26 protein-coding genes are annotated in these 25846 nt (G+C 72.4%); 13 read left to right on the top strand and 13 right to left on the bottom strand.

From position 1 onward, the window contains the following. Position 1 precedes the first annotated feature (1 nt). On the bottom strand, positions 2-853 hold the full coding sequence (locus ABEA10_RS26540; protein ID WP_345468619.1) for an LLM class flavin-dependent oxidoreductase: 852 nt from the start codon (positions 851-853) through the stop codon (positions 2-4). 174 nt (positions 854-1027) lie between these two features. Here ABEA10_RS26540 and ABEA10_RS26535 point away from each other — a divergent pair, with 174 nt between their 5' ends. Further along, the gene (locus tag ABEA10_RS26535; RefSeq protein ID WP_345468618.1) at positions 1028-2083 is read left to right on the top strand and encodes a zinc-dependent alcohol dehydrogenase family protein; all 1056 of its coding nucleotides are present in this window, start codon (positions 1028-1030) and stop codon (positions 2081-2083) included. Here the strand turns inward: ABEA10_RS26535 and ABEA10_RS26530 are convergent. Next, the gene (locus ABEA10_RS26530; protein ID WP_345468617.1) at positions 2049-3269 is read right to left on the bottom strand and encodes an FAD-dependent monooxygenase; all 1221 of its coding nucleotides are present in this window, start codon (positions 3267-3269) and stop codon (positions 2049-2051) included. The genes ABEA10_RS26535 and ABEA10_RS26530 overlap by 35 nt on opposite strands. 133 nt (positions 3270-3402) lie before the next feature. Here ABEA10_RS26530 and ABEA10_RS26525 point away from each other — a divergent pair, with 133 nt between their 5' ends. Beyond that, on the top strand, positions 3403-4011 hold the full coding sequence (locus tag ABEA10_RS26525) for a TetR/AcrR family transcriptional regulator (RefSeq protein WP_345468616.1): 609 nt from the start codon (positions 3403-3405) through the stop codon (positions 4009-4011). Between the two features lie 15 nt (positions 4012-4026). Here the strand turns inward: ABEA10_RS26525 and ABEA10_RS26520 are convergent, their stop codons facing one another. Genes ABEA10_RS26520 through ABEA10_RS26510 form a run of 3 tightly spaced genes read right to left on the bottom strand, consistent with a single transcriptional unit; the run spans position 4027 to position 6384 of the window. Further along, on the bottom strand, positions 4027-4896 hold the full coding sequence (locus ABEA10_RS26520; protein ID WP_345468615.1) for an ABC transporter permease: 870 nt from the start codon (positions 4894-4896) through the stop codon (positions 4027-4029). A gap of 4 nt (positions 4897-4900) precedes the next feature. Further along, positions 4901-5881 carry an ATP-binding cassette domain-containing protein gene (locus tag ABEA10_RS26515; RefSeq protein ID WP_345468613.1) on the bottom strand — a complete coding sequence of 327 codons (981 nt, stop codon included), beginning with the start codon at positions 5879-5881 and terminating at the stop codon, positions 4901-4903. Then, positions 5878-6384 carry a PadR family transcriptional regulator gene (locus ABEA10_RS26510; RefSeq protein ID WP_345468612.1) on the bottom strand — a complete coding sequence of 169 codons (507 nt, stop codon included), beginning with the start codon at positions 6382-6384 and terminating at the stop codon, positions 5878-5880. Before ABEA10_RS26510 ends, ABEA10_RS26515 begins: the two co-directional genes overlap by 4 nt. A gap of 426 nt (positions 6385-6810) precedes the next feature. Between ABEA10_RS26510 and ABEA10_RS26505 the strand changes: the two genes are divergently transcribed. Further along, positions 6811-8049, top strand: a complete 1239-nt coding sequence (locus ABEA10_RS26505) for an isochorismate synthase (protein ID WP_345468610.1) — start codon at positions 6811-6813, stop codon at positions 8047-8049. 41 nt (positions 8050-8090) lie between these two features. Here ABEA10_RS26505 and ABEA10_RS26500 read toward each other — a convergent pair whose 3' ends face one another. Beyond that, entirely contained in the window at positions 8091-9140 is a 1050-nt protein-coding gene (locus tag ABEA10_RS26500) for an Lrp/AsnC family transcriptional regulator (protein ID WP_345468608.1), read from the bottom strand. A 90-nt stretch (positions 9141-9230) separates the two neighbouring features. On the opposite strand from ABEA10_RS26500, the gene ABEA10_RS26495 reads away from it, so the two are divergent. Both ABEA10_RS26495 and ABEA10_RS26490 read left to right on the top strand, forming a co-directional pair. Further along, the gene (locus ABEA10_RS26495) at positions 9231-10754 is read left to right on the top strand and encodes an MFS transporter (protein WP_345468607.1); all 1524 of its coding nucleotides are present in this window, start codon (positions 9231-9233) and stop codon (positions 10752-10754) included. A gap of 109 nt (positions 10755-10863) precedes the next feature. Beyond that, positions 10864-11529, top strand: coding sequence for a TetR/AcrR family transcriptional regulator (locus ABEA10_RS26490; protein WP_345468606.1), 666 nt, complete (start codon positions 10864-10866; stop codon positions 11527-11529). Between the two features lie 5 nt (positions 11530-11534). On the opposite strand, the gene ABEA10_RS26485 is transcribed toward ABEA10_RS26490, so the two are convergent. Continuing rightward, positions 11535-12221, bottom strand: a complete 687-nt coding sequence (locus ABEA10_RS26485) for a carboxymuconolactone decarboxylase family protein (RefSeq protein ID WP_345468604.1) — start codon at positions 12219-12221, stop codon at positions 11535-11537. Positions 12222-12297: 76 nt separating this feature from the next. Here ABEA10_RS26485 and ABEA10_RS26480 point away from each other — a divergent pair, with 76 nt between their 5' ends. Both ABEA10_RS26480 and ABEA10_RS26475 read left to right on the top strand, forming a co-directional pair. Continuing rightward, positions 12298-12912 (top strand): TetR/AcrR family transcriptional regulator, encoded by a 615-nt coding sequence (locus tag ABEA10_RS26480; RefSeq protein ID WP_345468603.1) that lies wholly within the window; start codon positions 12298-12300, stop codon positions 12910-12912. Between the two features lie 57 nt (positions 12913-12969). After that, complete coding sequence (locus ABEA10_RS26475; protein ID WP_345468602.1) at positions 12970-13773, top strand: tyrosine-protein phosphatase; 804 nt, start codon at positions 12970-12972, stop codon at positions 13771-13773. A gap of 35 nt (positions 13774-13808) precedes the next feature. On the opposite strand, the gene ABEA10_RS26470 is transcribed toward ABEA10_RS26475, so the two are convergent. The 5 genes from ABEA10_RS26470 to ABEA10_RS26450 all read right to left on the bottom strand — a co-directional run bounded on the left by ABEA10_RS26470 (position 13809) and on the right by ABEA10_RS26450 (position 19092). Further along, positions 13809-14468: a TetR/AcrR family transcriptional regulator C-terminal domain-containing protein gene (locus ABEA10_RS26470; protein WP_345468601.1), complete on the bottom strand. Its 660-nt coding sequence runs from the start codon at positions 14466-14468 to the stop codon at positions 13809-13811. A gap of 10 nt (positions 14469-14478) precedes the next feature. Beyond that, positions 14479-15378, bottom strand: coding sequence for an alpha/beta hydrolase (locus ABEA10_RS26465; protein ID WP_345468600.1), 900 nt, complete (start codon positions 15376-15378; stop codon positions 14479-14481). A gap of 140 nt (positions 15379-15518) precedes the next feature. Further along, on the bottom strand, positions 15519-17180 hold the full coding sequence (gene menD / locus ABEA10_RS26460; RefSeq protein ID WP_345468598.1) for a 2-succinyl-5-enolpyruvyl-6-hydroxy-3-cyclohexene-1-carboxylic-acid synthase: 1662 nt from the start codon (positions 17178-17180) through the stop codon (positions 15519-15521). Beyond that, entirely contained in the window at positions 17177-18115 is a 939-nt protein-coding gene (locus ABEA10_RS26455) for an o-succinylbenzoate synthase (protein WP_345468596.1), read from the bottom strand. Before ABEA10_RS26455 ends, menD begins: the two co-directional genes overlap by 4 nt. A gap of 77 nt (positions 18116-18192) precedes the next feature. Continuing rightward, positions 18193-19092 (bottom strand): 1,4-dihydroxy-2-naphthoyl-CoA synthase, encoded by a 900-nt coding sequence (locus tag ABEA10_RS26450; protein ID WP_345468595.1) that lies wholly within the window; start codon positions 19090-19092, stop codon positions 18193-18195. 180 nt (positions 19093-19272) lie between these two features. On the opposite strand from ABEA10_RS26450, the gene ABEA10_RS26445 reads away from it, so the two are divergent. The 6 genes from ABEA10_RS26445 (at position 19273) to ABEA10_RS26420 (ending at position 24358) form a co-directional block, all read left to right on the top strand. After that, complete coding sequence (locus ABEA10_RS26445) at positions 19273-20403, top strand: AMP-binding protein (RefSeq protein ID WP_345468594.1); 1131 nt, start codon at positions 19273-19275, stop codon at positions 20401-20403. Between the two features lie 14 nt (positions 20404-20417). Continuing rightward, positions 20418-20810: a hypothetical protein gene (locus tag ABEA10_RS26440; RefSeq protein WP_345468592.1), complete on the top strand. Its 393-nt coding sequence runs from the start codon at positions 20418-20420 to the stop codon at positions 20808-20810. A 342-nt stretch (positions 20811-21152) separates the two neighbouring features. Beyond that, positions 21153-22589, top strand: coding sequence for an RNA polymerase sigma factor (locus tag ABEA10_RS26435; protein ID WP_345468591.1), 1437 nt, complete (start codon positions 21153-21155; stop codon positions 22587-22589). A 313-nt stretch (positions 22590-22902) separates the two neighbouring features. Continuing rightward, entirely contained in the window at positions 22903-23208 is a 306-nt protein-coding gene (locus ABEA10_RS26430; protein ID WP_345468590.1) for a hypothetical protein, read from the top strand. A 110-nt stretch (positions 23209-23318) separates the two neighbouring features. Further along, on the top strand, positions 23319-24122 hold the full coding sequence (locus ABEA10_RS26425; protein ID WP_345468588.1) for a hypothetical protein: 804 nt from the start codon (positions 23319-23321) through the stop codon (positions 24120-24122). Then, a complete protein-coding gene (locus ABEA10_RS26420; RefSeq protein WP_345468586.1) occupies positions 24119-24358 on the top strand; it encodes a hypothetical protein in 240 nt (79 codons plus the stop codon). Before ABEA10_RS26425 ends, ABEA10_RS26420 begins: the two co-directional genes overlap by 4 nt. An 85-nt stretch (positions 24359-24443) precedes the next feature. Here ABEA10_RS26420 and ABEA10_RS26415 read toward each other — a convergent pair whose 3' ends face one another. Beyond that, entirely contained in the window at positions 24444-25631 is a 1188-nt protein-coding gene (locus tag ABEA10_RS26415) for a uroporphyrinogen-III synthase (protein WP_345468585.1), read from the bottom strand. Between the last annotated feature and the right edge of the window lie 215 nt (positions 25632-25846).

The raw sequence follows: 25846 nt of genomic DNA, 5'->3' as shown, positions 1-25846 counted from the left end.
TTCACTCCGATCGGTCGGGGGTGAAGGAGGCGGCGACGGCCGCGAGCGCGTGCCAGGCCTCGCGCGGGCGGCGGGTCTCCTCCGGGTCGCCGTTGAAGGGGTCGAGCACGACGGTTCCGGCGCCGAGCCGGCGCAGCTCGTCCAGGTCCGCGACGACCTGCTCGAAGGTGCCCTCGCCGGCGAGCCGGTCGGGGCCGGTGACCGGAGCGGAGGTGAGCCGCAGCGCGATGCGGGGCGCCAGCGCGGGCACGGGCCGCCCCTGGTCCCGCGCGGTGGCGGTGAGGCGTTCGCGCGCCTCCCGCAGCCACGGCAGGGTGACCCGCAGCGGATGCCAGGCGTCGCCGAGCGCCACGGCCCGGCGGATGCCCGCGTCGCTGTTGCCGCCGACCCACAGCGGGATCGCCCCGGCACGGTAGTCGGCCGTGTCGGCCCAGGCGGCCCGTACGGCGCGCAGGTGCTCGTCGGTGAGCCGGCCGCGTTCGCCGTACGGCACGCCGAGCGCCGCGAACTCCTGCCGGGCCCAGCCGACGCCCACGCCGAGGACGAGGCGGCCCCCGCTGAGGTCGTCCAGGTTGGCGGCCATGCGGGCCAGCAGCAGCGGATGCCGGTACGGCACGATGACCACGGTGGTGCCGAGCCGCAGCCGCTCGGTCACGCCGGCCAGCCACGACAGCGTGGTGAACGGCTCGTAGAACGGCGCCGGGTACTGCTCGGCCACGTCGGGTGTGACCGCCACGTGGTCGGAGACCATCAGCAGGTCGAAGCCGAGTCCCTCGACCGTACGCGCCCAGTCGCGCAGCACGCCGGGATCGGTGCCGGGCCCGAAGTTGGGGACGTTCACGCCGAGTCTCATCGCTTCACCGTATCCAGGCGATCGTCGGGCGGCCTTGATGACCCGCCTGGGAAGGACAGTCGTGAGCCGGCCGGCTTCGGCAACACCCATCTGTCGCCGGACCCCGCCCGGGCCGTACCGCCGCGCGCCCGGCCGGCGGTACGGTGACGCGGACGGCGGGGAGGAGACGGTCGGGTGCGAGCGGTGGTGTTCGAGGAGTTCGGGCGGATGCCGGAGCTGCGCGAGGTGCCCGATCCGGTGCCGTCGCCGGCCGGGGTGGTGATCAGGGTCGCGGCGACCGGGCTGTGCCGCAGCGACTGGCACGGGTGGATGGGCCACGACTCCGGCATCCCGCTCCCCCACGTTCCCGGGCACGAGCTGGCCGGGGTGGTCGAGGCGGCCGGTCCGCGGGTCGCCGGGTGGCGGGCGGGGGACCGGGTGACGGTCCCGTTCGTGTGCGCGTGCGGGCGCTGTCCGGCGTGCGCGGCCGGGGAGCAGCAGGTGTGCGAACGCCAGACCCAGCCCGGGTTCACCCACTGGGGCTCCTTCGCCGGGTACGTCGCCGTGGAGAACGCCGACGTGAACCTGGTCGCGCTGCCCGAGGGGCTCGGTTTCGCGGCGGCGGCCGGCCTCGGCTGCCGTTTCGCGACCGCCTACCGTGCGCTGACCGCGCACGGGCGGGCCGCGCCGGGGCAGTGGGTGGCGGTGCACGGCTGCGGCGGTGTCGGCCTGTCCGCGGTGATGATCGCGGCCGCGGCCGGCGCGCGGGTGGTGGCCGTCGACGTCTCCCCCGCCGCGCTGGAGCTGGCCCGTGCGTTCGGCGCCGAGGCGTGCGTCCGGGGCCCGGACGGCGTGCCGGAGGCGATCGAGGAGGTCACCGGCGGTGGCGCGCACGTGTCCCTGGACGCGCTCGGCGACCCGCGGACCTTCGCGAACTCGATCGCGTGCCTGCGCCGCCGCGGACGGCACGTCCAGGTGGGCCTGCTGCCGCCGGAGGCGGGCCCGGCGGCGCCTCCGATGGACCGGGTGATCGCCTACGAGCTGAGCGTGCTGGGCAGCCACGGCATGCCCGCCCACGCGTACGGGCCGATGCTGGACCTGGTCGCCGCGGGCACGCTGCGCCCGGACCGCCTGATCACCGCCACGATCGGGCTGGCCGAGGCGCCGGCGGCGCTGGCGGCCATGGGGACCATGGGGGCCGCCCCGGCCGCCGGCGTCACGATGATCGAACCGTGGTCCGGTAGTCCTTGAGCGCGATCGCGTTGGCGGCCCGGTGGATGGGCGCGACCGCCTTCGCCATGATCCGTTCCTTGCCCGGCAGCCTGTCCAGGAGGCCGAGCATCGCCATCGAGACGCGGACCTGCCCGCGCGTGCGCATCACCATCCGCTTGATGTTGGCCGGGCCGAGCTTCTGGTTCGCCTCGGCGAACGGCCGCATCTCCCGCTCATAGGCCGCGAACCCGGCGTGGTGGTCCCCGCCGGCCGCGGCCAGTTCGCCCGCCAGGACGTACGCGCCGACCAGGGCCAGGCTGGTGCCCTGGCCGGACGCCGGTGAGGCGCAGTGCGCGGCGTCGCCGAGCAGGACGATCCGGCCCGCCGACCACCGGTCCATGCGGACCTGGCTGATCGAGTCGTAGTACAGATCCGGCGCGGCGGCCGCCGAGGCGACGAAGCGCGGCACCTCCCAGCCCTCCCCGCCGTAGACGGAGGCCAGGGCGCGCCGCCGGCCCGCGCGGTCGCTCGGTTCACCGCTCAGCTCGGCGGAGCCGAACAGGAACATCGCCTTGGCGCCCTCCTGCCCCGCGGTGCTGTAGGCGAGCATCGTCTTGCCGGGGCCGACGTAGGTGACCTCCTCGCGATCCAGCCCGAGATGGTTGGGCACGTCGCAGATCGAGATGCGGTAACCCAGGTCGTGGACGAACCGCTCCTGCGGTCCGAACGCCAGCGCGCGGGTCACCGAGTGCAGGCCGTCCGCGCCGACCACCAGGTCGAAGGTGCGGCTCCGCCCGCTCTCCAGGTCGACCTCGACCCCGCCCGGCGTCTCGCGCAGGGCGGTGATGGAGTCGCCGAAAAGGTAGGTGACCGACTCCGCGGTCCGCTGGTACAGCAGGCGGTGCAGGTCGCCGCGCAGGATCTCGGCGTCGCCGTGGGTGCGGCCGCCGAAGGTGTCGCCGTCCATGCTCGCCACGCTCTTGCCGGCCGCGTCGACCACGGTGCCGCGCCGCACGTCGGTGCGCAGCGCGCGGATCTCCTCCAGCAGGCCCATGCGCTCGGCGACCGTGAGCGCCGCGCCCCTGATGTCGACCTTGTAGCCTCCCGCCCGGATGGCGGGGGCGCGTTCCACGACGGTCGGCGTGAAGCCGTGCTGCCGCAGCCAGTGGGCGAGGGTGACGCCCGCGATGCCGGCACCCGAGATCAACACGTTGACGTTCTTCATCCTCACGGCTCCTTGCCACTGCCTCGTCCGAGGCCGAGCGCCTCGCATGACTCCGACGATACGACGCGTTTAGACATTTGTGCAAGACGACTGTCTTAGACAGCCGTTCGATCGGCGCGGTAGAGTCGGCGGCATGGGCAATCGCGAGGATCTGCTGGACGGCGCCCGGCGCTGCCTGCTGGAGAAGGGCTACACGCGGACGACCGCACGCGACATCGCGCAGGCGTCCGGGGTCAGTCTCGCCGCCATCGGCTACCACTTCGGGTCCAAGGACGTGCTGCTGAACGAGGCACTGCGCGGCGCGATCGAGGAGTGGGGCGACCAGATCGCCGCGGCGATGGCCGCCGCGACCCCCGCCGACGCGGACCCGGCCGAACGATTCGCGGCGACCTGGGGGAACATCCTCGACACGTTCGCCACGACCCGGCCGCTGTGGGCGGTCCAGTTCGAGGTACTCGCCCACATCGAGCGCACCCCGGAACTGCGCGGCGTCTTCGCCGCCGCCAACCGGCAGGCCCGCCTGGGCCTGGCCGAACTGTTCGGCGTCGACGCGGCCTCGCTCGGCCCGCACCGGACCGAGATGATCGGCGCGTACCTGCAGGCCCTGCTGTCGGGCACGGCCGCCCAGTGGCTCATGGACCCCGGCGGCGTGCCGTCGGCGGCCGACCTGCTCGACGCCGTACGTGTCTTCTCCGCCGAGCTGGGACCGTACACCACCGGGGCCCGGCCGGCCGCGGAGTAGGACCGGCCGGGGGCTCTAGTCGGTCCGGCGGAACTGGGCGATCGCGCCGGCGAGCAGGCCGGCGCCCAGCACGATGACCAGGCCGACCTCCAGCAGCGGAGGCACGTGCCAGCCGAACCAGGTGACGCCGGGGTTGAACCGGGCCTTCAGCGCGGGGCTCGCGGTGATGTGCGCGAACACCGCGTGCCGCAGCGGGTCGACCGCGTAGGTCAGCGGGTTGATCCGGGTCAGGACGCTCAGCCAGGCCGGCAGGCCCGACAGCGGGAACAGCGCGCCGGACAGGAACATCATCGGCATCATCGCCATCTGCATGATGCCGAAGAAGGACTGCATCCGCCGGATCCGCGCGGCCAGCACCACACCGAACGCGGTGATGGTGAACGCCCCGGTGAACATCACCGCGATCAGCGTCAGGATCATCACCGGGTCGTAGGGCACTCCGGCCAGGCCGGCCAGCGCGAGGATCACCACGCCCTGCAACGTGGCGACGACCGCGCCACCGAGGACCTTGCCGACCACGATCGCGGTCCGGCCGACCGGCGCGACGAGCATCTCGCGCAAGAACCCGAACTCCCGGTCCCACACGATCGAGGCGGCCGAGAACATCCCGGTGAACATCACCGACATCGCGATGACGCCCGGAAAGATGAAGGTCTTCAGGTTCACCGTGCCGCCGCCGGAGACCAGGGACCCCAGGCCGGTGCCCAGCACGAGCAGGTACAGCACCGGCTGGATCACCTGGGAGATCATGCGGCTGCGGTCGTAGAGGAAACGCAGCAGCTCACGGTGCAGGACGATCTTCACGGCGCGCAGGTCGTGAGCCAGGCCGCGGCGTGCCACGTGCACCCGCGCGACGTTCGCCGGGGCCCGTACGTCGGTGGTCATCGGCTCACCTCCTCATCAGCCGGCGGGCCAGGTCCGCCGAGCCGGCCTCGGCGTCGCGGATGGTCGTGCCGGTGTAGTTCATGAACACGTCATCGAGGGAGGGCCGGGCGACGTGCACCGAGCGGATCGGCACGCCCAGCTCGGCGAACAGCCGCGGCACGAACGCCTCCCCGGAGGCCACCGCGAAGGTGACCGCGCCCTCGTGCACGCCGGCCTCGACGCCGAAGCGGTCCCGCAGCGCCGCGATCGCCGCCTCGTCGTCGCCGGTCGCGATCTGCACGCGGTCCTTGCCGACACTGGCCTTGAGCGCGCCGGGGGTGTCGAGCACGACGATCTGACCGTGGTCGATGATCGCGATGCGGTCGCAGTACTCGGCCTCCTCCATGTAGTGGGTGGTGAGGAAGATCGTGATGTCCTCGGTGTCCCGCAGCCGGCCGAGGTAACTCCAGATCGCGGCGCGGGTCTGGGGGTCCAGGCCGACCGTCGGCTCGTCCAGGAACAGCACCCGCGGCGAGTGCAGCAGGCCACGGGCGATCTCCAGGCGCCGCCTCATGCCGCCGGAGAACGTCTCGACCTTGTCGTCCTTGCGGTCGGCCAGATCGACCATCCGCAGGACCTGGCCGATCCGCTCGTTCATCGCCTCGCGTGGCAGCCCGTACAGCTCGCCGTGGAAGCGCAGGTTCTGCTCGGCGGTCAGGTACGCGTCCAGGGTGGGGTCCTGGAAGACCAGCCCGATGTCGCGGCGCACCTCGTCGCGCTCGGCGACGATGTCGTGGCCGGCCACGTACGCGGTGCCGCCGCTGGGGCGGACCAGCGTGCACAGCATCCCGATCGTGGTGGTCTTGCCCGCGCCGTTGGGGCCCAGGAACCCGAACACCTCCCCCCGGCGTACCTCGAACCCGACGCCCTTGACCGCCGCCAGGTCGCCGTACCGCTTCGCCAGGCCCTCCACCGCGATGGCCGGGCCCGCGCCGGTCGCGTTCACTCCCCCTCCCCGGGGTCTTCGGCGAGCAGCCGGTACAGCGACCGGCGCGCGTCGGCCAGGATCCGCCCGGCCCGCTGGTGCTGGTCGGGCGTGCCGGCCTGCGCGACCTGCCGCAGGGCCATGGCCAGCCGTACGAACAGCTCCCGCAGGTCGACCACGTCCTCGCTGACCGACTCGGCCACCGCCGCCCAGGGCTCGGCGAGCGCCTCCTCGTGCGCGGCCACGTGGGCGCGGCCCTCGTCGGTGAGCTGGTACGTGCGCCGCCCCGCCTCCTCCTTGGCCCGGACCAGCCCCTCGTCCTCCAGCTGCTGCAACGCCGGGTAGACCGAGCCGGGGCTGGGCCGCCACAGGCCGTGGCTGCGCTCGGCGATCTCCTGGATGATCTGGTAGCCGTTGCGCGGGCCCTCGGCGAGCAGTGCCAGGGCGGCGGCGCGCACGTCGCCCTTCCTGACCTTCGGCGCGACACCGGGCGGCAGCACGCCCGGACCGAACAGATCCGGCATCGGCGGCACGCCGGGAGGGGGAGGAGGCGGCGGGACCGGCGGCGGGAAGGGCACGCCGTGCGGCCCATGCGGGCCGCCGACCGGTCCGACCGGTCCATGCGGCCCGTGTGGCCCGTGTGGCCCGGGGGGACCCGGTGGGCCACCGCCCGGGGCGTTCGCGGACAGGAATACGGCCGGGTCCATCCGACCCGGCGGCCAGTCGTTCATGCCCTCACCTCCACGTGATCATCTAGACATATTAACGATATATCTAGAGGGTTCGCCGAACAAGGTGAGACGTCACCGGCGACCGGCGATGACCGCACCCGGCCGCAGACGGGCCCGGCGACGGCGCGCCGGCCCAGGCCGGGAGGGCCTCGGCGGCCCCACGAAATGCAAAGGTCACGACTGTTTGAACAGGTTCAAAAATCCCGTACAGTGGTTCAGGTGAACGTCGCTGTGGGAATCCCCGACCGGCTCACCGTCCGGACCACCGTCGTGTCCGGCGGCGTTTCAGCACACGAAGACCTGGTGGCGCGCCTCCCCCACTCCGAGGCGCTCGCCTGGGTCCGGCACGGCGAAGGCCTCGTCGGCTGGGGCGAGGCGGCGCGGCTCGTCCTGCCGGGCGGCGAGGACCGCTTCACCCGCGCCCGCGAGTGGCTCGCCTCCGTGTTCGCCGCCGCGTCGGTCGACGACCCGCTCGGCATCCCCGGATCGGGCCCGGTCGCCTTCGGCAGCTTCTCCTTCGACCCCAAGTCCGGCGACTCGGTGCTCATCGTCCCGCGCGTCGTCCTCGGCCGCCGCGACGGCCACGCCTGGTACACCACGATCGGCGACACCCCCGAGCCACTGGCGCTGGTGCGTCCGCCCCTGCCCCCCGCCGGCGTCCGCTGGGCCGACGGCGCGGTCGACGCCTCCCGCCACATGCGCGCCGTGGCCGCCGCCGTCGAACGCATCCGCGCCGGGCACCTGTCGAAGGTGGTGCTGGCCCGCGACCTGCTCGCGACCGCCGACTCCCCCATCGACACCCGCGTCCTGCTGCGCCGCCTCGCCGACCGCTTCCCCTCCTGCTACACCTTCGCCTGCGCCGGCCTCGTCGGCGCCACCCCCGAACTCCTCGTCCGTCGCATGGGCGGGCAGGTCGAGTCCCTCGTGCTGGCCGGCACGATCGCCCGCGACACCGCCGACGAGGTCTCCGCCGCGACCCTGTTCGCCTCCGCCAAGGACCGCGAAGAGCACGCCTACGCCGCCGACATGGTCCGTGCCGCCCTCGCCCCGCTGTGCCGCGAGCTCACCGTGCCCGACGAGCCGGAACTGCTCCGCCTGTCCAACCTCATCCACCTGGCCACGCCCGTACGGGGACGGCTGAGCGAAGAACGCTCCGTCCTCGACGTCGTCGCGGCCCTGCACCCCACGCCCGCCGTCGGCGGCACGCCCACCACCGACGCGCTGGAGACCATCCGCGAGCTGGAGCTGATGGAACGCGGCCGCTACGCCGGGCCCGTCGGCTGGATCGACGCCCGCGGCGACGGCGAATGGGGCATCGCGCTGCGCTGCGCCCACGTCGAGGGCACCCGCGCCCGCCTGTACGCCGGCGGCGGCATCGTCGCCGGCTCCGACCCGGCCGCCGAACTCGCCGAGACGCAGACCAAGCTGCGCGCCATGCGCCACGCCATCGACGGCTGAGACCCCGCGAAGGCCCGCGGCGGGGCTCGGCGCGCCGGTGGTCAGCGCCGGTGGCCCTTCGCGTGTTCTTGCAGCCGGTCACCGGACAGCAGGGTGCCGGCCTGCTTGATCTGGCGGTGGATGGGGCTCACCTCGGCCGCCTCGACGCCGGGGAGGGCGCCGACGCGGTCGGAGGTGAACGCGAAGAGCTCCTCCAGGTCCCGGCAGCGGACGAGCGCGTGCAGATTGTCCTTGCCGGACATGGCGGCGGCGAAGCCCACTTCGGGCATCTCCGCCAGCGCGCGCCCCACGGACTTGGTCTTCGACGGGTGAACCCGCAACCAGAGGTTCGCCCGGGCGTGGTATCCCAACGCCGCCGGCGAAAGCTCCACGTGGATGTGAACGACGCGGTCCGCGACGAGCGTCTGCAGCCGCCGGGACGCCCGGCCGGGGGTGAGGCCGGCCGCGGACGCGAGGTCGACGAGGCTGGCACGCCCGTCGGCGGCGAGGGCCGCCAGCAGCTTCTCGTCGTGATCTCGCAGATGCGGCGATCGGCTCACGACCACGGCGGACTCGGTGAAGGGGCTGCCGGCCGACCCGAGTCGCGCTTCCTGCTCAGGCGTCAGCACTCCGGTGAGCGCGGCCCAGTAGTGGCCTCTGCCGCCGAGGAACTTACGGAGCATGACGGAGGATTCGAGGTCGAGCACGGCGGTCGCGCGCGGGAGCTTGTGCCCGAGCAGGTCCTCGCGTTCCTCCTGCGACCGTGACCGCACCCAGCAGGTGACCTCGGCGCCGGCCGCGCTCAGCGCGACCCAGCCGACGTCGTCCCGGTCCGCGAGAGCCTCGGCGATGGCCGCGCCGCTGCCGGGCCGGCACCGAAGCCGCACCATCCACTGGCTCTGGCCGAGAGCGCCCGGGTCGACGACTCCGGTCACCCGCAGCACGCCCGTGCGTCGCATCCGCCCGTACCGGCGGGACACGGTCGGCTCGGACAGCCCGAGCACCGCCGCCATCGTCGCGAACGGGACCCGGGGATCGATCTGCAGGGCCCGGATGATCTGAAGGTCGGTCGCCTCCAGCGTGAAAGGATCCGCCATTTGAACCGCTGGCATATCAATGATCGTACAAGCACGGACGGATCCGAGGCACTCCCCCACAGCCGTGCGCCGACACTGAAGCGCACAAGAGTGAAGGAGTGTTCGATGCGTAAGTGGTCACCGCTCATCGCGGTGTGTCTGGGCACGTTCATGCTGCTGGTGGACGTGACGATCGTGAACGTGGCCCTGCCCGACATGGCCGTCGATCTGCGGACGTCGTTCAGCGCGCTGCAGTGGGTCGTCGACGGCTACGCCCTGGCGCTGGCCGCGCTGCTGATGGGCGCCGGCGGGCTGGCGGACCGGATCGGCCACCGCCTGGTCTATCTGGCCGGGCTGGTGGTGTTCGCGCTGGCCTCGCTGGCCTGCGGCCTCGCACCGGATCCCACGGTGCTCATCGTCTCCCGGGTGGTGCAGGGCGTGGGCGGCGCGGCGATGATCGCCACGACGTTCGCGCTGCTGAACGGCTCCTACACCGGGCGCGAACGCGGCATGGCGTACGGAATGTGGGCAGCCGTGTCGGGTGCCTCCTCGGCGGTCGGGCCGTTGATCGGCGGTCCGCTGACCGAGGGGCTGTCGTGGCGCTGGATCTTCTTCGTCAACCTTCCGGTGAGTGCGGTGGCCATCGCCCTGGGCCTGCGCGTGCTACGCGACGGACAGGCCCGGCACGCCCGCCGCATCGACGTCGTGGGTGTCGTGGTCTTCTCGGCGGCGATCGGCTCCGTGACGTTCGGGATGGTCTCGGCCGGTGAGCACGGCTGGGGCGCCCCGAGCTGCTGGCCGGCGCTCTGTGCCGGTGCGGCGCTGCTGCTCACGTTCCTGGTCGTCGAGACGCGGACCGCCGAGCCGCTGCTCGAACCGTCACTGCTGCGCAACCGGGTCTTCAGCGGCGTCCTCCTCGCGGCTCTCCTGTTGAACTTCGCCGCGTACGTGTCGTTGACCTACTCCTCGATCTGGATGCAGTCGGTCCTGCGCCTGACGCCGGTGACGGCCGGTCTGGTCGCTCTGCCGATGTCGGGAGCCGCGTTCGCCGCCTCGGCCTTGCTCGGACGCGTCATGCACCGGCTGCGGCCGGGCAACATGATCGCCGGCGGGATCCTGCTCGTCGGCGTCGGTGACCTTCTCGGCTTCGCGCTCGTGCACGCGTGGTCGTCGTGGCCGGCACTGCTGCCCGGCTTCTTCGTCGTCGGGCTCGGCGTCGGCCTGGCCACCCCGCCGCTGAGCTCGACCGGCACGGCCGCGGTACCGGCCCAGCGCGCCGGGATGGCGGGCGGCGCGATATACACCGCCCGGCAGGCGGGCGTCGCGTTCGGCATCGCGCTGCTCGGCAGCGTCTTCACCGCCGGCGCGCACCACACCCTCGCCGGCCGGCACATCGAGTCCTCGGGCTCGGCCGCTCACGACGTCGCCGGCGCGCGGAGCGCCGACCTGCTGCGCTCGGCGCCCGCGGGCTCACGCCACCTCCTCGACGAGGCGATCCACGCCGCGGCGGCCAACGGCATCGCGGCCCTCCTCGCCGTCGCCGGACTCGTGGGCGTCGCCGGCGCCCTGATCTCCTTCCTCATGCTGCGAGAACGGCCCACGCCCGAGACCGCGGCCGAAGCGCGGCCGGAACGGGTCCTGGCCGAGTAGCGTCCGCGCACGCGACACGTGGCCACGGTGGCCGACGCCGAGTTCACGGCCGAGGACACGCCCGTCGGCGGCACCGTGACAATAGACCGGCGGTCTGTAATCTGGCGGCATGGCGACCTTCCAGCGGGCCCGCAGCGCGGAGCAGCGCGCCGAGCGGCGGCGCGCGATCCTGGACACCGCGGTCGCCATGCTCGCCGAGATGCCCGCCGGCCGCCTCACCCTCAACGAGCTGAGCCGCCGCGCCGGCCTGGCCAAGTCCAACGTCCTGCGCTACTTCGAATCCCGCGAGGAGATCCTCCTCGAACTCCTCGACGCCGCCGTCGCCGCCTGGCTCAACGAGGTCGCCACCGGCCTGGACGGCGACGGCGCCGGGACCGCCGAGCGTGCGACCCGGCTGAGCTCGGCCCTGGCCGCCTCACTCGCGGCACGCCCGATGCTGTGCGACCTGATCAGCGCCCAGGCCGCCGTGCTGGAGCACAACGTCTCCCTCCCGGTCGTCCTGCGCCACAGGCACCGCCTCACCCACCACGTCGCGGCGCTCGCCCGGCTCATCCGCCGGCACCTGCCCGAACTCGCCGCACCGGACGCCGACTGGCTCGCCGGCACCATCGTCATGGTCACCGGCTCCCTGTGGGCCCACGCGAACCCCTCCGGCGCCGTCCGCGCCGCCTATGAGGCCGACGCGTCCATCGCCGCCCTGCGCATCGACTTCGCCGACCGCCTGCAGGCCACCCTCAGCGTCCTCATCGCCGGCCTGCTGACGCGCCGTGGGTGACCGCTTCAGGCGAACACCGTTCCCGTCTCGGTGAACAGGCCGTCCAGCACGCGCAGGGCGCGCCAGGCCTTCGTCATCCCGAACAGGGCGGAGAACCGCACCACCGCGCGGACCTGGTCGGCGGTGGCACCGGAGGCGAACGCACGGGTCACATGGGCGCGGAAGCTCTCCTCCAGCGTCTGGTAGAGCACGTCGACGGTCATCGTGGCGTACGCGCGCTCGCGCGGACTCAGGCGCCGCATGCCACCGCGCATCCGGGACTGCAGGTCCATGTAGTCGCCGAACGCATCGTCGAGGCCGTGCACCGCCCGCCGCATCGGCGCCGGAATCGGACTGCCCGAGCCGTCGGCGTTCGTCTCGTGCCCCTCACCCGTGGGCTCCACGCCCAGCTTCCGCTCGATCTCCACCAGGCGGTCCAGGGCCGCGGCGGCCGCGGGATAGCCGCTGTCGTAGGCGATGAAACGCAGCAGCTCCCGCAGATCGTCGCCTGACACGCCGTACCGCGACGCCATCGTCACGTGCTCTTCGAACGGCAGGCCGAGCGTCTGCTGGCAAACGTCGGCGACCAGGCAGAGCAGGACCTTCTCGCGCGGGGACAGCTCACCGGTCCCGTCCCAGAGCGCGCGGTCGGTGGCGGCGCTCATCTCGGCGAACACCGGGTCCGGCGCCTGGGTCTCGGAGGGGAGGTTCATGGTCGTCCCTTCAGTAACTGAACGGCTGTAGTGCTACGACTGTAGCGCGACATGTGCGGCTCTACAATGGCGGATCATGGAAAAGACCTCCCCGGCCCGAGGACGGAACCCGCGGGGACAGGGCGCGCGGCTGAGAGAGGAGATCGTCTCGGTCACGCTCCGGCTCCTGGACGAGCTGGGCGATGACCAGGCGCTGTCACTGCGCGCGGTGGCCCGCGAACTCGGCATCGCGGCGACCTCGGTCTACATCCACTTCGCCGACCGCGACCAACTCGTCCTGGCGACGCTGGAGCGCTTCCACCGCGATCTCATGCGGGCCATCGACCAGGCCGAGGCCGGCGCCGCCGGCCCCGTGGGGAAACTGCGCGCCCGCGTGCTGCTCCTCGGCGAAGTGGTCAACCGGCATCCGGGACTCTACAAAGTGCTGCACGAGAGCACGCTCAACCAGCGCACCGCCATGGCCTTCAAACAGGACCTCGCCGAACGCACCACGACCGCCGTCCAGCGCTGTATGGACGCCGGGCTGGCTCCCGCCGACGACGCGGCGACGGTGTCACTGGACCTGCGGGCCGCCGTCCACGGCGCCGTGTCGCTGCGCATCAACCAGCCCGACCTGCCCTGGACACCCCTGGAAGAACAGGTCGACCGATTTCTGGTCAAGCTCGTCGGCATCCCGCCCGAGGCTCTGTAACCCCGGCGCCGCGAACTCCCCCAGAAGGTGACATCTCCCCCGGATAAGGTCGTCAGCATGACTCGATGGATCGAACTCGACGGCGCGGTCAACGTCCGTGACATGGGCGGGCTCGTCACCTCCGACGGCGGCACCCTCCGCCCCGGCCGGCTGCTCCGCTCGGACAACCTCCAGGGGCTCACCCCCGCCGACGTCGACCGTCTCGTGACCGACATCGGCGTCCGCCACGTCATCGACCTGCGCAGCGACACCGAAGTCACCATCGAAGGCCCCGGCCCGCTCACCCGCGACCCCCGCGTGACGATCCACCACCTGTCCCTGTTCGCCGAAGGCGGCGGCCTCACCGACGTCGACGCCGACACGCCTCCCGCCGGCGGCGGTGTCGACACCGACAAGATCCTCCCCTGGCAGAACCGCCCCGAAGAGGACGGCCAGGAGAGCGAACGCAGCGTCGGCCACTACCTGGCCTACCTCGCCGACCGCCCCGGCTCCGTCGTCGACGCGCTCCGCGTCATCGCCCAGGGACCCTCGATCGTCCACTGCGCCGCCGGCAAGGACCGCACCGGCGTCGTCACCGCGTTCGCCCTGGACATCCTCGGTGTCCCCCGCGACCGCATCGTCGCCGACTACGCCGCCACCGGCGACCGCCTCGAGGCCATCCTCGCCCGCCTGCGCAGCAGCCCCACCTACGCCCAGGACCTCGACTCCCGGCCCGCCGACACCCACATGCCGCACGCCTCCACGATGGAGAAGTTCCTCGCCGTCCTCGACGAACGGCACGGCGGGCCGGTCGGCTGGCTCCGCCACCACGGCTGGACCGACGCCGACACCGCCGCCCTCCGCACCGCCCTACGGACCTGACCGGAAGCAGCGGAACGCCAACGCGCGCCGAGCCGTCACCCGGCGGCCTCCTCAGGCGGAAAGCCGTTCACCATCGCGGCGAGACCGAGTTCGAAGTGGTCGTCGGCCTCGGTGGCGTCGGCGGCCTCGGCCAGCACGTTGTAGCCGGGATCGCCGGCGCGGGGCTTCCGGCTACGGTCGGCGGCCCCGAGCCGCAACACGGCGACGCTCAGGGCATGCCCGAGCGTGTACTCCCGCAGGCAACGGACGATCTGAAGGCCCCGGCCGGGCGGAAAACCCGCCTCCCGCAGCTTGTCGATCATCTTGACGCCCGCGTCGATCGACGTACGCGAGCGGATCGGCCGCGTCGCGAAGACGGTCACGGCGTTCGGATGGCGCAGAAGCGCGTCGCGGAGCCGGCGGCAGTACTCCTGCGACACCTCCCGCCAGGTGCCCTCCCAGGGCAGCGTGGCGACCTGGAGCTCGTCGAAGATCGCCTCGGCGACGGCGTCGAACAGTGCCTCCTGATCCTCGACGTGGCGGTACACGGCCATCGGATCGACCCCCAGCGCGGCGCCGAGCCGGCGCATGGAGAACTTCGCCAGGCCGTCGGCGTCGATCAGGGCCAAGGCCGCGGCGACGATGGAGTCCCTGGTCAGCGGCGCCCGATCCCGTCGCGACGGCGCCGTGCCGCCCGTACGGCCCTTGCGGGTCATGAACCCTCCTTCATGAGGACCACCGGTCCAGGATCGTGAGGAGCCGGGTCGTGAACTCCCGCGGCCCCTCCTGGTAGGCCGTGTGCCCTCCGGGAAACCGCTCACACGACACACCCAGCCGATCGGCGAGGACGAGAGCGGGCCGATGATAGGGGCGGCCGACACTGTCATCGCCGACGGCCGTGCACCAGCGGACCGCGGTCCCGCCGAGTGCGGGAAGGTCGGGCCGGTACGCGAAGCAGAACTCCGGCAGTTCACGCCGGATGAGCAGATCGGTGTTGCCCAGGATGCGCGTCATGGATGACGGCTCGCGCCGGGTGACGCTCCGCGCGACCGCGCCGAGCAGAAGCCCGACGCGGGAGGCCACGGCGATCGCCGCCCGCCCCCACGCGGAACGGAAGATCCACGGCGGGTCGGGCAACGTCATCGCACCGAACGCGGCGAACGCCCGCATGACGCCCTTCTCCCGGCCCAGCCGGGCGATGTCCTGCAGTTCCCGTCGTTCGGGACTGTCATCGGGCAGGACCTGGACGAGCGGAGGCTCATGGGCCACCGCTCCCAGCAGCCGGTGGGCGTGCCGGGCCACCAGCTCCACGACGATGATCGCGCCGCCGCTGTTGCCGAACACGAAGGCGCGGTCGATCCCGCAGTGGTCCAGGACCGACACGACGTCCTCGGCCTGTTCGGCAACGCCGATCGGACCGCCGGGCTCCTCCAGCGGGCTGCGCGAGTTCCCTCGCCGGTCGAACGTGATCACCGTGAACCGCCCGGCCAGCAGCGGAACGATCTCCTCGTACATCGCCGCGTCGCCCCCACCGCCCGAGATGAGCACGAGCGCCGGCCCCCGCCCGGCCCGTTCGACGTGGAGCCGCGCCCCCTTCACCTGAATCAGCTCCGCCGTGATGTCCACCGTCTCCGCGCTTCCTCGCTCACCGTCGACGTCTACACCGTAGACAACCGTTGTCTACACTGTAGACCACAGGCGGCCGCACACGGAACCCAGGAGATATCAGCGACGAACGAGCAGGAAACGGAAAGGGAAACCGCCGGTCAGGCGCCGAGGAACGCCCGGACCGCCTCGTGCGCGGCGTCGCGCATCCGCGCGTGCAGCGCGGCGTTCGCCGCCCGGTCCGTACGCGCCTCCACGATCCGCAACCCCTCACCCGCCATGACCTTCGTCAGGCCGTCCATCGCCTCCAGCCGCGTGTACGGCAGCCCGTGCGCCGCCGCCACCGAGGCCAGATCGACCTGATGCGGGGTACCGAAGACCCGCTCGAACGACTCGGAGAACGCCGCCTGCGGCAACAGCGAGAAGATCCCGCCACCGGCGTTGTTCACCACCACCAGCGCCAGATCCGGACGATGGTCCTGTGGACCGATCACCAGACCGTTCTGATCGTGCAGGAACGCCAGATCCCCCAGGAGCGCGAACGCCCGGTTGCCGTGCGCCAGCGCCGCACCGACCGCCGTCGACACCAGCCCGTCGATGCCGCTCGCGCCACGGTTCGCCAGAATCCGGATACCCCGCCGCGGATGCATCGTCTGATCCAGATCCCGGATCGGCATGCTCGCCGCCGCCAGCAGCAGCGACCCGCCCGGCATCGCCGACGCCAGGTCGCGCGCCAGCCGCGGCTCCGACAGCTCAGCGGTCTCATCCAGCACCGCGTCCACCGCGTTCCGCGCCACCAGGTCGGCCGACCGCCACGCCTTCAGCCACGCGTCGTCACCCGACACGACCGGGATCTCCGCCTCCTGCGCCACCTGCGTCGCCGACCGCACCGGATCCGGCCACCGCGCCAGCGACGGCGTCACCACCACGTGCTCCTCCGCACGCCGCAGGTACGACAGCAGCGGACGCGACAGCCCCGGCTTGCCGAGCGTCACCACCACCTCCGGATGATGCCGCTCGACGAACTCCGGCACCCCCAGCAGGAAATGGTGCGAGGACAGCGCGTGATCGCCGTACCGCGCGTTGCCGTTCGGCTCCGCCAGCACCGGCCAGCCCGCCATCGACGCCGCCGCGACGTACCGCTTGACGTTCACCGCGCCGTCGCCGACCACCAGCACACCACGGCGCGTCGGCGGCACGTGCAGCACCGAACCCGGCGTCGCCGCCCGCACCTTCGTCCACGGCCCCGGCGCGTCACCGTCCAGCGGCTCACACCACGACTCGTCGCCGTCGGGGACCAACGGCTCACGGAACGCCAGGTTGAGATGCACCGGACCCGGATCCGGATCCAGCGCCACATGCCAGGCGCGGCTCGCCAGCGAACGCCAGTAGGCGACCATGCCCGGCCGCTCCTCCGGCACGCCGACCTCACAGCTCCACCGCGTCGCCGAGCCGTACAGCTTCATCTGGTCGATCGTCTGGTTCGCGCCCGTCTCCCGCAGTTCCGGCGGCCGGTCCGCGGTCAGCACCAGCAGCGGCACCCCCGACTCGTGCGCCTCCACCACCGCCGGATGGAAGTTGGCCGCGGCCGTACCCGACGTGCACACCACCGCCACCGGCCGGCCGCTCCGCTTGGCCAGCCCCAGCGCCAGGAACGACGCCGAACGCTCGTCGATCCGCACATGCAGCCGCACCTTCGACTGCTCGAACAGCGCCATGGCCAGCGCGGCCGACCGCGACCCCGGCGCCATCACCACATCGGTCAGCCCGCAACGCGTCAGCTCGTCCACCAGGACCGTCGCCAGAGCGGTCGCCGGGTTCACAGCGCCGCTCCACGCCGCTCGTCCAGCACCGCACGCGCCTCATCCGCGCGCCGGCGCCAGCCTTCACCGTCGATCTCGTACCGCGCCAGAGCCTCCTCATCGACCCTCGGCCGCCGCACCTCGATCACGCCGTCCACCGCCCTCAGCGGATCGGCGACGACGTCGCCCTCCAGCAGCGACAGCGTGCCCAGCCCGCAGGCGTACGGCAGCTCCGGCAGCGCCGCCGCCAGCGCCAGACCCGCCGCGAGCCCCACCGACGTCTCCACCGCGCTGGAGACCACCACCGGCAGCCCGCACGCCTCGGCCACCGCGAGCGCGGCGCGCACCCCGCCCAGCGGCTGCACCTTCAGCACCACGATGTCGGCGGCGTCCGCCGCACGCACCCGCAACGGGTCCTCGGCCCGGCGGATCGACTCGTCGGCCGCCACCGGCGTGTCCACCCGCGCCCGTACGGCCGCCAGCTCCTCCAGGGTCGGACACGGCTGCTCGGCGTACTCCAGCTCCCCCAGCGCCCGCAGCATGCGGACCGCGGTGTCGGGGTCCCACCCGCCGTTGGCGTCCACCCGCACCCGGCCGCCCGGCCCGAGCGCGTCACGCACCGCCTCGACCCGCGCGATGTCCTCGCGCTCGTCCTGACCGGGCTCGGCCACCTTCACCTTCGCCGTACGGCACCCGGAGGAGCGGACGATCGCGTGCGCGGCCTCCGGCCCGACCGCCGGCACCGTCACGTTGACCGGAATCCGCGTACGGCGCGGCTCGGGCCAGCCCTCATCGGCCGCCTCGTACGCCGCCGCCAGCCAGCGGGCGCACTCCGCCGGACCGTACTCCGGAAACGGGGAGAACTCCCCCCACCCCGCCCGGCCACGCACGAGCGCCCCTTCTCTTCGCGTCACGCCGCGGAACCGCGTGCGCATCGGGATGGCGAACACCCGCAATGGCCCGACCCCTCATCCTGTCGATCTCGCGTTCGCCCAACCCTACGACCGCTCGTCCCCGGCCCGTACACCGGAGGTCAGTAGTACCAGGGGAAACGGGACCACTCCGGAGCGCGCTTCTCCAGGAAGGCGTCGCGGCCCTCGGCGGCCTCGTCCGTCATGTACGCCAGCCGGGTCGCCTCACCGGCGAAGACCTGCTGCCCCACCAGCCCGTCGTCGACCATGTTGAAGGCGAACTTCAGCATCCGCTGCGCCGTCGGGCTCTTGCCGTTGACCTTGCGGGCCCACTCCAGCGCGGTCGACTCCAGCTCCGCGTGCGGCACCACGGCGTTGACCATGCCCATGCGGTGGGCCGCCTCGGCGTCGTAGGTGTCGCCGAGGAAGAAGATCTCCCGGGCGAACTTCTGGCCGACCTGCCGCGCCAGGTACGCCGACCCGAAGCCGCCGTCGAAGCTCGCGACGTCCGCGTCGGTCTGCTTGAACCGCGCGTGCTCCCGGCTCGCCAGGGTCAGGTCGGCCACCACGTGCAGGCTGTGCCCGCCGCCCGCGGCCCAGCCCGGCACCACGCAGATGACGACCTTGGGCATGAACCGGATCAGCCGCTGCACCTCCAGGATGTGCAGCCGCCCCGAACGCGCCGGATCGATCGTCTCGGCCGTCTCCCCCTCGGCGTACCGGTAGCCGTCCCGGCCACGGATCCGTTGGTCACCGCCCGAGCAGAACGCCCACCCGCCGTCCTTCGGCGACGGGCCGTTCCCCGTGAGCAGCACACACCCGACGTCGCTGGACATCCGCGCGTGATCCAGCACGCGGTACAGCTCGTCCACGGTGTGGGGGCGGAACGCGTTGCGCACCTCGGGCCGGTTGAACGCGATCCGTACGGTGCCGTGATCGACGGCCCGGTGGTAGGTGATGTCGGTGAGGTCGAAGCCCTCCACCGCCTTCCACGCGTCCGGGTCGAACAGCTCGGAGACCATGCCGTGTCCTTTCGTGGCGATCGGCGCCCTGCCATTCAAGCGGTCCGCCGCCCGCGTTGTGGATCGGGGGTTGTGGTGTTCGCTCGAAGAGGAAGATCGTCAGGCGCCCGCCTTTACATAGTAAGTTTCCCGGCTCCCCGCCGCGCCCCGGGCGGCGACGCTCGATAGCCTGACGGCGCCATGAGCCGACCCCTCCATGCCGTGATCCTCCCGCCGGGACCTTCGATCGCCCGGCGGCTCGAAGCCGCTCTCGACGGCAGCGGCCCCGCGATCTGCCCCCTCTCCCCCGCGCTGCCCGAGCCCGCGCTGCGCGCGATCCTCGACGCCCTCGCCCCCGCCGCGGTCGAGACCCCCGACGGCCTCGCGCGACGCGACGGCGGGCGGCCCACCGACGCGGCCGTCCTCATCGCGACCTCCGGATCCACCGGACAGCCCAAGATCGTCGAGCTGTCCGCCGAAGCGATGACGCGCTCGGCCACCGCGACGCTCGACCGGATCGGCGCCGCCCCCGGCGACCGCTGGCTGTGCTGCCTGCCCACCGACCACATCGCCGGCGTCCAGGTGCTGACCCGCTCCATCGTCACGGGCACCACGCCGATCGTGCACGAGCGGTTCTCCCCCGCCGACGCGGTGGCCGCCGGCGCGCAGCACATCTCGGTGGTGCCGACCCAGCTGCGCCGCATGCTCGACCACGACCTGTCGGTGTTCTCCTCGATCCTGCTCGGCGGGGCCGCCACTCCCCCGGACCTGCTGGCGGCCGCACGCGCGGCCGGCGGCCGGGTGCTGACCACCTACGGCATGAGCGAGACCTGCGGCGGCTGCGTCTATGACGGCGTGCCGCTCGACGGCGTCTCGGCGGCCGTCGGCGACGACGGGCGGATCCGCCTCGCAGGCCCGGTGCTGTTCGACGGCTACCGGCTGCGCCCCGACCTGACCTCCGCCGCACTGGACGGGGACTGGTTCGTCACCAGCGACCTCGGGGTCATCGAGAACGGGCGGCTGCGCGTGCGCGGCCGCGCCGACGACGTGATCATCACCGGCGGCGAGAAGGTCGTCGCCGGGGAGGTCGAGCAGCTGCTGCGCACCCACCCCGGCGTCGAGGACGTCGTCGTGGTCGGCCGGCCCGACCCCGAGTGGGGCGAGCGGGTCACCGCCGTGATCGTCGGCTCGGCCACGCTCGAGGAGCTGCGCGACCACGTCCGTACGACCCTGCCCGCGCACGCCGCGCCCCGCGCCGTCGAACCGGTCCCGGAGATCCCCCTGCTGGCGTCGGGAAAGCCGGATCGGGTACGGCTGCGCCGCCTGCTCTGAGAGAATCCCTGTCCGTGGTCGTACCTCGCGTGCTCGCCCTGGTGACGCTGGTCGCGCTCGCCGGGTGCTCGGCCGGCGGACACTCCGCGAAGCGACAGCAGCCCTCCGGCCCTCCCCTGGTGATTCCCAAACCGTCGCACACGCCGACCGGCCCGCCGCGCCCGGCCCGCGCCGGCACCGTCTGCGGAAGGGTCGCCGCGCTCGGCGGGTACCCGGCCCGGGTCGTCGTCGTGAAGGGGCGCACGACCTGCGTGACGGCGCTGCGGGTGTTCACCGAGTACTACGACCCCACCACCCCGGCGGAGGGCAGCGCCGGCCTGGCCGTCATCGACCACTGGACCTGCTCGACCCGCCTGAAGGTCGCCACCTGCACGCTGCGGACCACGACGATCCAGGCGCGCGGCTGAGGGGGCGGCAGGAGGCGATCGAGACCAAAGTGACCTGCGGGGCCGCCGGGCCGGGCGGCCGAAAGTGTTACTTGTCACACGGAGCGACCGTCGGAGCGGCGTGACCAGTGCGGCTGGAGTCCGCCGCCGCGGCGGCGTACGGTGGTCCCACCGGCCCGAACGGCCGCGGAGACGACGCCTGCGAGCGTCAGGCTTTACGGTGGAGCCCACCCCGGCCAGGTGAAAGTTTCCGCCGTGCGGGAACAACCCAGACACAACTGCGCGTTTCGGATAGTGCGCGCATATGCCAGAGACGCACGTCCCATGCCGCCAAGATACGTACGAAGGGAGGGAGGTGTCCTCATGCCGCGAAACGCTGCTACCGCCGCGCCCGCAGCGCCGACCACGACGCCTCTCGAGGAACTTCTCGACCGTGGCCGTTCCCAGGGGCACCTCTCGCTTGACGAGGTGCGGAACGCCTTTCAGGAAGCCGGTATCACCCCCGCGCAGGGTCGTTCCATCATCCGTGAACTGACCGACGCCGGTGTACGGCTGGCCAGCCAGGACAAGCCCGCCGGTGAGCCGAAGCCTTCGTCCACCAAGAAAAAGGGTACGGGCACTGTCAAGAAGGCCCCGCCGGCCAAGCCCGCCCGCTCCACGGCGAAGCCGAAGGCGAAGTCCACCCGGACCAAGACGACCCGGACCACCCGCCCGGCCAAGACCAAGAACGCCGAGGTCACCGAGCCCGTCGAGGAGCACGGCCCGGCCGAGGAGATCGTCGTCGCCGACGCTCCCGTCGAGACGACGGCCGCCACCGAGGCGCCCGTCGCCACCGCCGAGTCGGACGACTTCGAGGTGGACGCTCCCACGGACCTGGACGACCAGTCCTCGGTCATGGGTGACTCGGTGCACACCTACCTCAAGGCGATCGGCCGCCGTCAGCTGCTGACCGCCGCCCAGGAGGTCGACCTCGCCAAGCGCATCGAGGCCGGGCTCTACGCCGAGCACAAGCTGGAGAACGCCGCCAAGCTGTCCGCGCGGTCCCGCGAGGAGCTGCGGCTCATCGCCGAGGACGGCCAGCGGGCCAAGGCCCACATGCTGGAGGCCAACCTCCGGCTCGTGGTGTCGGTCGCCAAGAAGTACGCCGACCGCGGGCTGTCGCTGCTCGACGTCGTCCAGGAGGGCAACCTCGGCCTGATCCGCGCCGTCGAGAAGTTCGACTACACCAAGGGCTACAAGTTCTCCACGTACGCCATGTGGTGGATCCGGCAGGCCATCCAGCGTGGCTTCGCCGACTCGGCCCGGACGATCCGGCTGCCCGTGCACGTCCTGGAGATGCTGAGCAAGCTGAGCCGGGTGGAGCGCGAGATGCACCAGCGCCTCGGCCGCGAGCCCACTCCGGAGGAGCTGGCGGTGGAGCTCGACAAGAGCCCCGCCCAGGTCCAGGAGCTGCTCCGCACCAGCCGCCAGCCGATCAGCCTGGACTCCACGATCGGCGAGGACGGCGAGACCCGGATCGGCGACCTCATCGAGGACACCGACACCCCGGAGGCCTCCGAACTGGTCGACCGGCAGCTCATGGCCGACCAGCTGCGGCGCGCCCTGGGCGTGCTCTCGGCCCGCGAAGAGAAGATCATGGCGATGCGCTTCGGCCTGTACGACGGGACGCCGCGCACGCTGGACGAGATCGGCAAGCACCTGGGCCTGACCCGCGAGCGGATCCGTCAGCTCGAGAAGGAGTCGCTGTCGAAGCTGCGGCACCCGAGCAACGCCCGGCCGCTGCTCGACTTCGCCAGCTGACCACCGCGCCGTCAAGGACCCCGCCCGACCGGCGGGGTCCTCTTCTTTGTCGTGGCGCCGCGACAAAGAATCGACGAACGCCCTGTTCTGCCGCCTCCCGGTGGCGGGCGGCTCGATGAGCCTGGTCGAGGCCGCTTTCGACCACTCGTTTCCCCGGGCCGATTGATCATCTTTGCGCTACCGTACGGGGGAATTTGGAACATCGGACGGCGCTACCGGGCCCTCTCCCCCGCGCCACGTCATGTGGTGGTACGTGACGATGACGGTTGGTTTCGAAGTTCATCCGCACACGTGGACCCGTTCCGGGCGTGGCGTGATCGAGGCGTCCGACGCGCTGGCGTCCGCGGTGGACCGTACGTTATGTCCCGCCTTGGTGGCGGCCGGTGCGTGCTGGGGTTCCGACGACATCGGGCGCGCCTTCTTCAACGGGGACGGCAGGTCGCCGGGCTTCGGCAAGGTGCGCGACGCGTTACTGGCCGACCTCGCGGACATGGTGAACCTCCTGCGAGCCACCGGGGGCATGCTGATCGTCTCCGGGCGCCGGTACTACGAGGGGGAGACGGCGAGCAACGTACCGCCGACGCTCCCCGGATCCTCGAGCGCCCGGGGACCGACGTAGGGGACCGCGAACTCGCTGAGATCCGGGAGCGCGACCCGCGGATCAAGGAGTTCCTCGACGGACTCGACCGGGCGGAGCCCGATCCGGCCACGGTGCGCCGGCTCCTTCGCATGCTGCCCCCGGAGGTGGCCGGGAACGCAAGGAACGCGCGGATCGTCGACGAGGCCGTACGTGCCGCCGCGCTGCTGCTGGACCACGTGCGGAACAGGTACGGCACTCCTGAGGCTCCCCGGCTGCATCACGCTCCGGTATGGCCGGAGACCCCGCACACGCAGCACAACACGCAGCACAGCGAGAGAGCCGCCGACGGCGCCATCCGCTACGCGGAGCGGGCCCGGTGGGCCGCGCCGTTGGCGCCCGTCACACGGGCCGGGCTACGCGTGGACGCGGCCGCCTCCATGCGCGCCACGATCGAGGGGCGAGGCGACGGTGTCGCGTTCGCCGACCTCCCGCGGCAGCGGCCCTTCTCCGACCTGGAGATGATCCTCAACATCCCCGCGGGCGCGGGGCACGACCTTCTGCAGGGATATGGCCGGGGGCGCGATGAGAGCTTCTCCGCGGCGGTGACCCGCGAGGTCATGAGGCGCATCATGACGGAGACGTACACGCCCGGCGCCGGGAAGTACGTGTACGACTCCATCCAGGCCACGACGTTCCACGACACGTTGAAGACGCAGGACTACTACGGCAGGCCGGTCCCGGTGGCGGTGGGCGATCTCATTCTCCTGAACGAGAAGGCCCGGAGGACGGTGTCGACCTCTCGGTCGAGGTTCTCGCGAAACCCGACCCGATCGGGCTGTGGCCGGAGTTCCAGAAGATCTGCCGGCGGGCCGGCCTCGATCTGCACACCACCACGATGCCGGTGTATCTCGAGACCATCGAGAACAATCCCGTGCTGCGGCAGGCCTTCGTGAAACACGCCGAAGGCCAGGTGTGGTTCTTCACCAACCACCAGGACATCGATGTCCGGAACAGGGACTGGTTTCCGGGCCGGCAGAACAACATCCGGGTCCTCCAAGCCCTCGTCCCCCGGCTCGAGACCCGCGACCTCACCGTTCCCGAATACCGCCGGATCCTTCAGGACTACGCGGCGGGCCGGATCTCGGTCCGGCAGGTGGAGCGCATGTTCCCGGTGCCGGCGCCGTCGTAGAACTCGGGAGGATGACGCGACGGCGCCTGTCACCGATCTCCCGAAACCCCGGCCTGGAGGGAGTCCTCCGCCTGATCGGCGCCGCTCAGCCTCCGAGAGCCTTCCCGGCGCCGTCGGCGTCGGTGAAGACCGGGTCGCACGCGAGCCGGTAGCCGCGCTTGACCACCGTCTCCACCAGTCCTCCTCCGCCGAGGCCCCGCCGCAGCCGCGCCACCGCCATCTCCACCGCGTGCTCGTCGGCCTGCGGCCGGCCGTACGCCCCGCCGGGCACGGCGCGGCTGGGCAGCACCCCGCACAGTTCCGCACGCGAGACCACGTGCCCGGGGCGGCGGGCCAGCGCGCGCAGGATCGCCATCGGCGCCGGGGCGATCGGCCTGAGCTGACCGTCGAGCACGACCGCGTGCCCGCGAAGCTCCAGCGCGTGCCCGTGGACGGCCAGACGGCTCGCGCGCCGGGCCGGCAGTTCCGCGGACAGCAGCTGGACGAGCGCGCTCAGCCGGGCGCGCTCGGGGCTGATCGGGACCACTCCCCTCTCCTCCAGCGGCGCGGCCGTGACCGGGCCCGCGCAGGCGGCCAGGACGTGGGTGCGCAGCGCGCCCAGGAACAACCCCTCGAGGTTGTCGTCGGCCGCGACGGCCAGAGTGGCGGCGACCGCGGGCGCGCTGGTGAAAGTGATCGCGTCGACCGTACCGGCCACCGCCTGCCCGACCAGGCGGCGCAGGGGCGTCGGGTCGTCGCTGCGCGCCCACCGGTACACCGGGATCTCCACGACCCGCGCGCCCGCGCGGCGGAGCGTGCCGGTCAGCTGCGGTGTGGGCTCGCCGTACACCTGCACCGCGATCCGGCGTCCGGTGAGGTCCTCCTCCAGCAGGTGACGCAGGACCTCCTCCCAGTGGTCCGGCTCCCCGTGCTCCGGGGACCACGTCTCGGTCACGCCGGCGGCGCGGACGGCACTCCTCGCCCGCGGTCCGCGGGCGAATACGCGTGCGTCGCTCAGCAGCTTGACCAGGTCGTCGCGCAGACCCCAGCCCTCCGCCGCCTCCAGCCACGCGCGAAAGCCCACGCCCGTCGTGACGACGATGTCGTCGACCGGCCCGGCCAGCAGCGCGCGGGTGGCGTCGAGCAGCTCGGTGTCGTCCGCGAGCGGCACCAGGTGGATCGCCGGGGCGTACACCACCCGCGCGCCCTTGCGCTCCAGCAGGGCGGACAGCTCCTCACGGCGACGGGAGGCCGTGACGCCGACGGTGAAACCGGCCAGCGGCTCGGCGCTCACGACCCGGCCACCTCCATGCGACCGGCCGGACGGGTTCTCGTTCGGTGCCGAGGTGGCCGGATGAGTGCGAGGGAACCAGGTGGGGTGTCACAGGCCGGGGCCTTTACATAGTAAGTTTCGTGCGAGCCCACGCGAAGGGGCCACGCTCCGGCGGGACGGTGAGCCGCCCTCCCGCACCCGACCGTGACGCAGTGGCCGGCCATCCGCTCACCCTC

Source organism: Actinoallomurus oryzae, assembly GCF_039541955.1.
Taxonomy (GTDB): Bacteria; Actinomycetota; Actinomycetes; order Streptosporangiales; family Streptosporangiaceae; genus Actinoallomurus; species Actinoallomurus oryzae.
This window is presented reverse-complemented; position numbering and strand designations above follow the sequence as displayed.

What these genes read in the sequence shown, in the direction of transcription:
- ABEA10_RS26540 (WP_345468619.1), bottom strand. Translation starts at nt 853, where the DNA reads ATGAGACTCGGCGTGAACGTCCCCAACTTCGGGCCCGGCACCGATCCC.
- ABEA10_RS26530 (WP_345468617.1), bottom strand. Translation starts at nt 3,269, where the DNA reads ATGAAGAACGTCAACGTGTTGATCTCGGGTGCCGGCATCGCGGGCGTC.
- ABEA10_RS26525 (WP_345468616.1), top strand. Translation starts at nt 3,403, where the DNA reads ATGGGCAATCGCGAGGATCTGCTGGACGGCGCCCGGCGCTGCCTGCTG.
- ABEA10_RS26520 (WP_345468615.1), bottom strand. Translation starts at nt 4,896, where the DNA reads ATGACCACCGACGTACGGGCCCCGGCGAACGTCGCGCGGGTGCACGTG.
- ABEA10_RS26510 (WP_345468612.1), bottom strand. Translation starts at nt 6,384, where the DNA reads ATGCCGGATCTGTTCGGTCCGGGCGTGCTGCCGCCCGGTGTCGCGCCG.
- ABEA10_RS26500 (WP_345468608.1), bottom strand. Translation starts at nt 9,140, where the DNA reads ATGCCAGCGGTTCAAATGGCGGATCCTTTCACGCTGGAGGCGACCGAC.
- ABEA10_RS26495 (WP_345468607.1), top strand. Translation starts at nt 9,231, where the DNA reads ATGCGTAAGTGGTCACCGCTCATCGCGGTGTGTCTGGGCACGTTCATG.
- ABEA10_RS26490 (WP_345468606.1), top strand. Translation starts at nt 10,864, where the DNA reads ATGGCGACCTTCCAGCGGGCCCGCAGCGCGGAGCAGCGCGCCGAGCGG.
- ABEA10_RS26485 (WP_345468604.1), bottom strand. Translation starts at nt 12,221, where the DNA reads ATGAACCTCCCCTCCGAGACCCAGGCGCCGGACCCGGTGTTCGCCGAG.
- ABEA10_RS26480 (WP_345468603.1), top strand. Translation starts at nt 12,298, where the DNA reads ATGGAAAAGACCTCCCCGGCCCGAGGACGGAACCCGCGGGGACAGGGC.
- ABEA10_RS26475 (WP_345468602.1), top strand. Translation starts at nt 12,970, where the DNA reads ATGACTCGATGGATCGAACTCGACGGCGCGGTCAACGTCCGTGACATG.
- ABEA10_RS26470 (WP_345468601.1), bottom strand. Translation starts at nt 14,468, where the DNA reads ATGACCCGCAAGGGCCGTACGGGCGGCACGGCGCCGTCGCGACGGGAT.
- ABEA10_RS26450 (WP_345468595.1), bottom strand. Translation starts at nt 19,092, where the DNA reads ATGGTCTCCGAGCTGTTCGACCCGGACGCGTGGAAGGCGGTGGAGGGC.
- ABEA10_RS26445 (WP_345468594.1), top strand. Translation starts at nt 19,273, where the DNA reads ATGAGCCGACCCCTCCATGCCGTGATCCTCCCGCCGGGACCTTCGATC.
- ABEA10_RS26435 (WP_345468591.1), top strand. Translation starts at nt 21,153, where the DNA reads ATGCCGCGAAACGCTGCTACCGCCGCGCCCGCAGCGCCGACCACGACG.
- ABEA10_RS26425 (WP_345468588.1), top strand. Translation starts at nt 23,319, where the DNA reads ATGCTGCCCCCGGAGGTGGCCGGGAACGCAAGGAACGCGCGGATCGTC.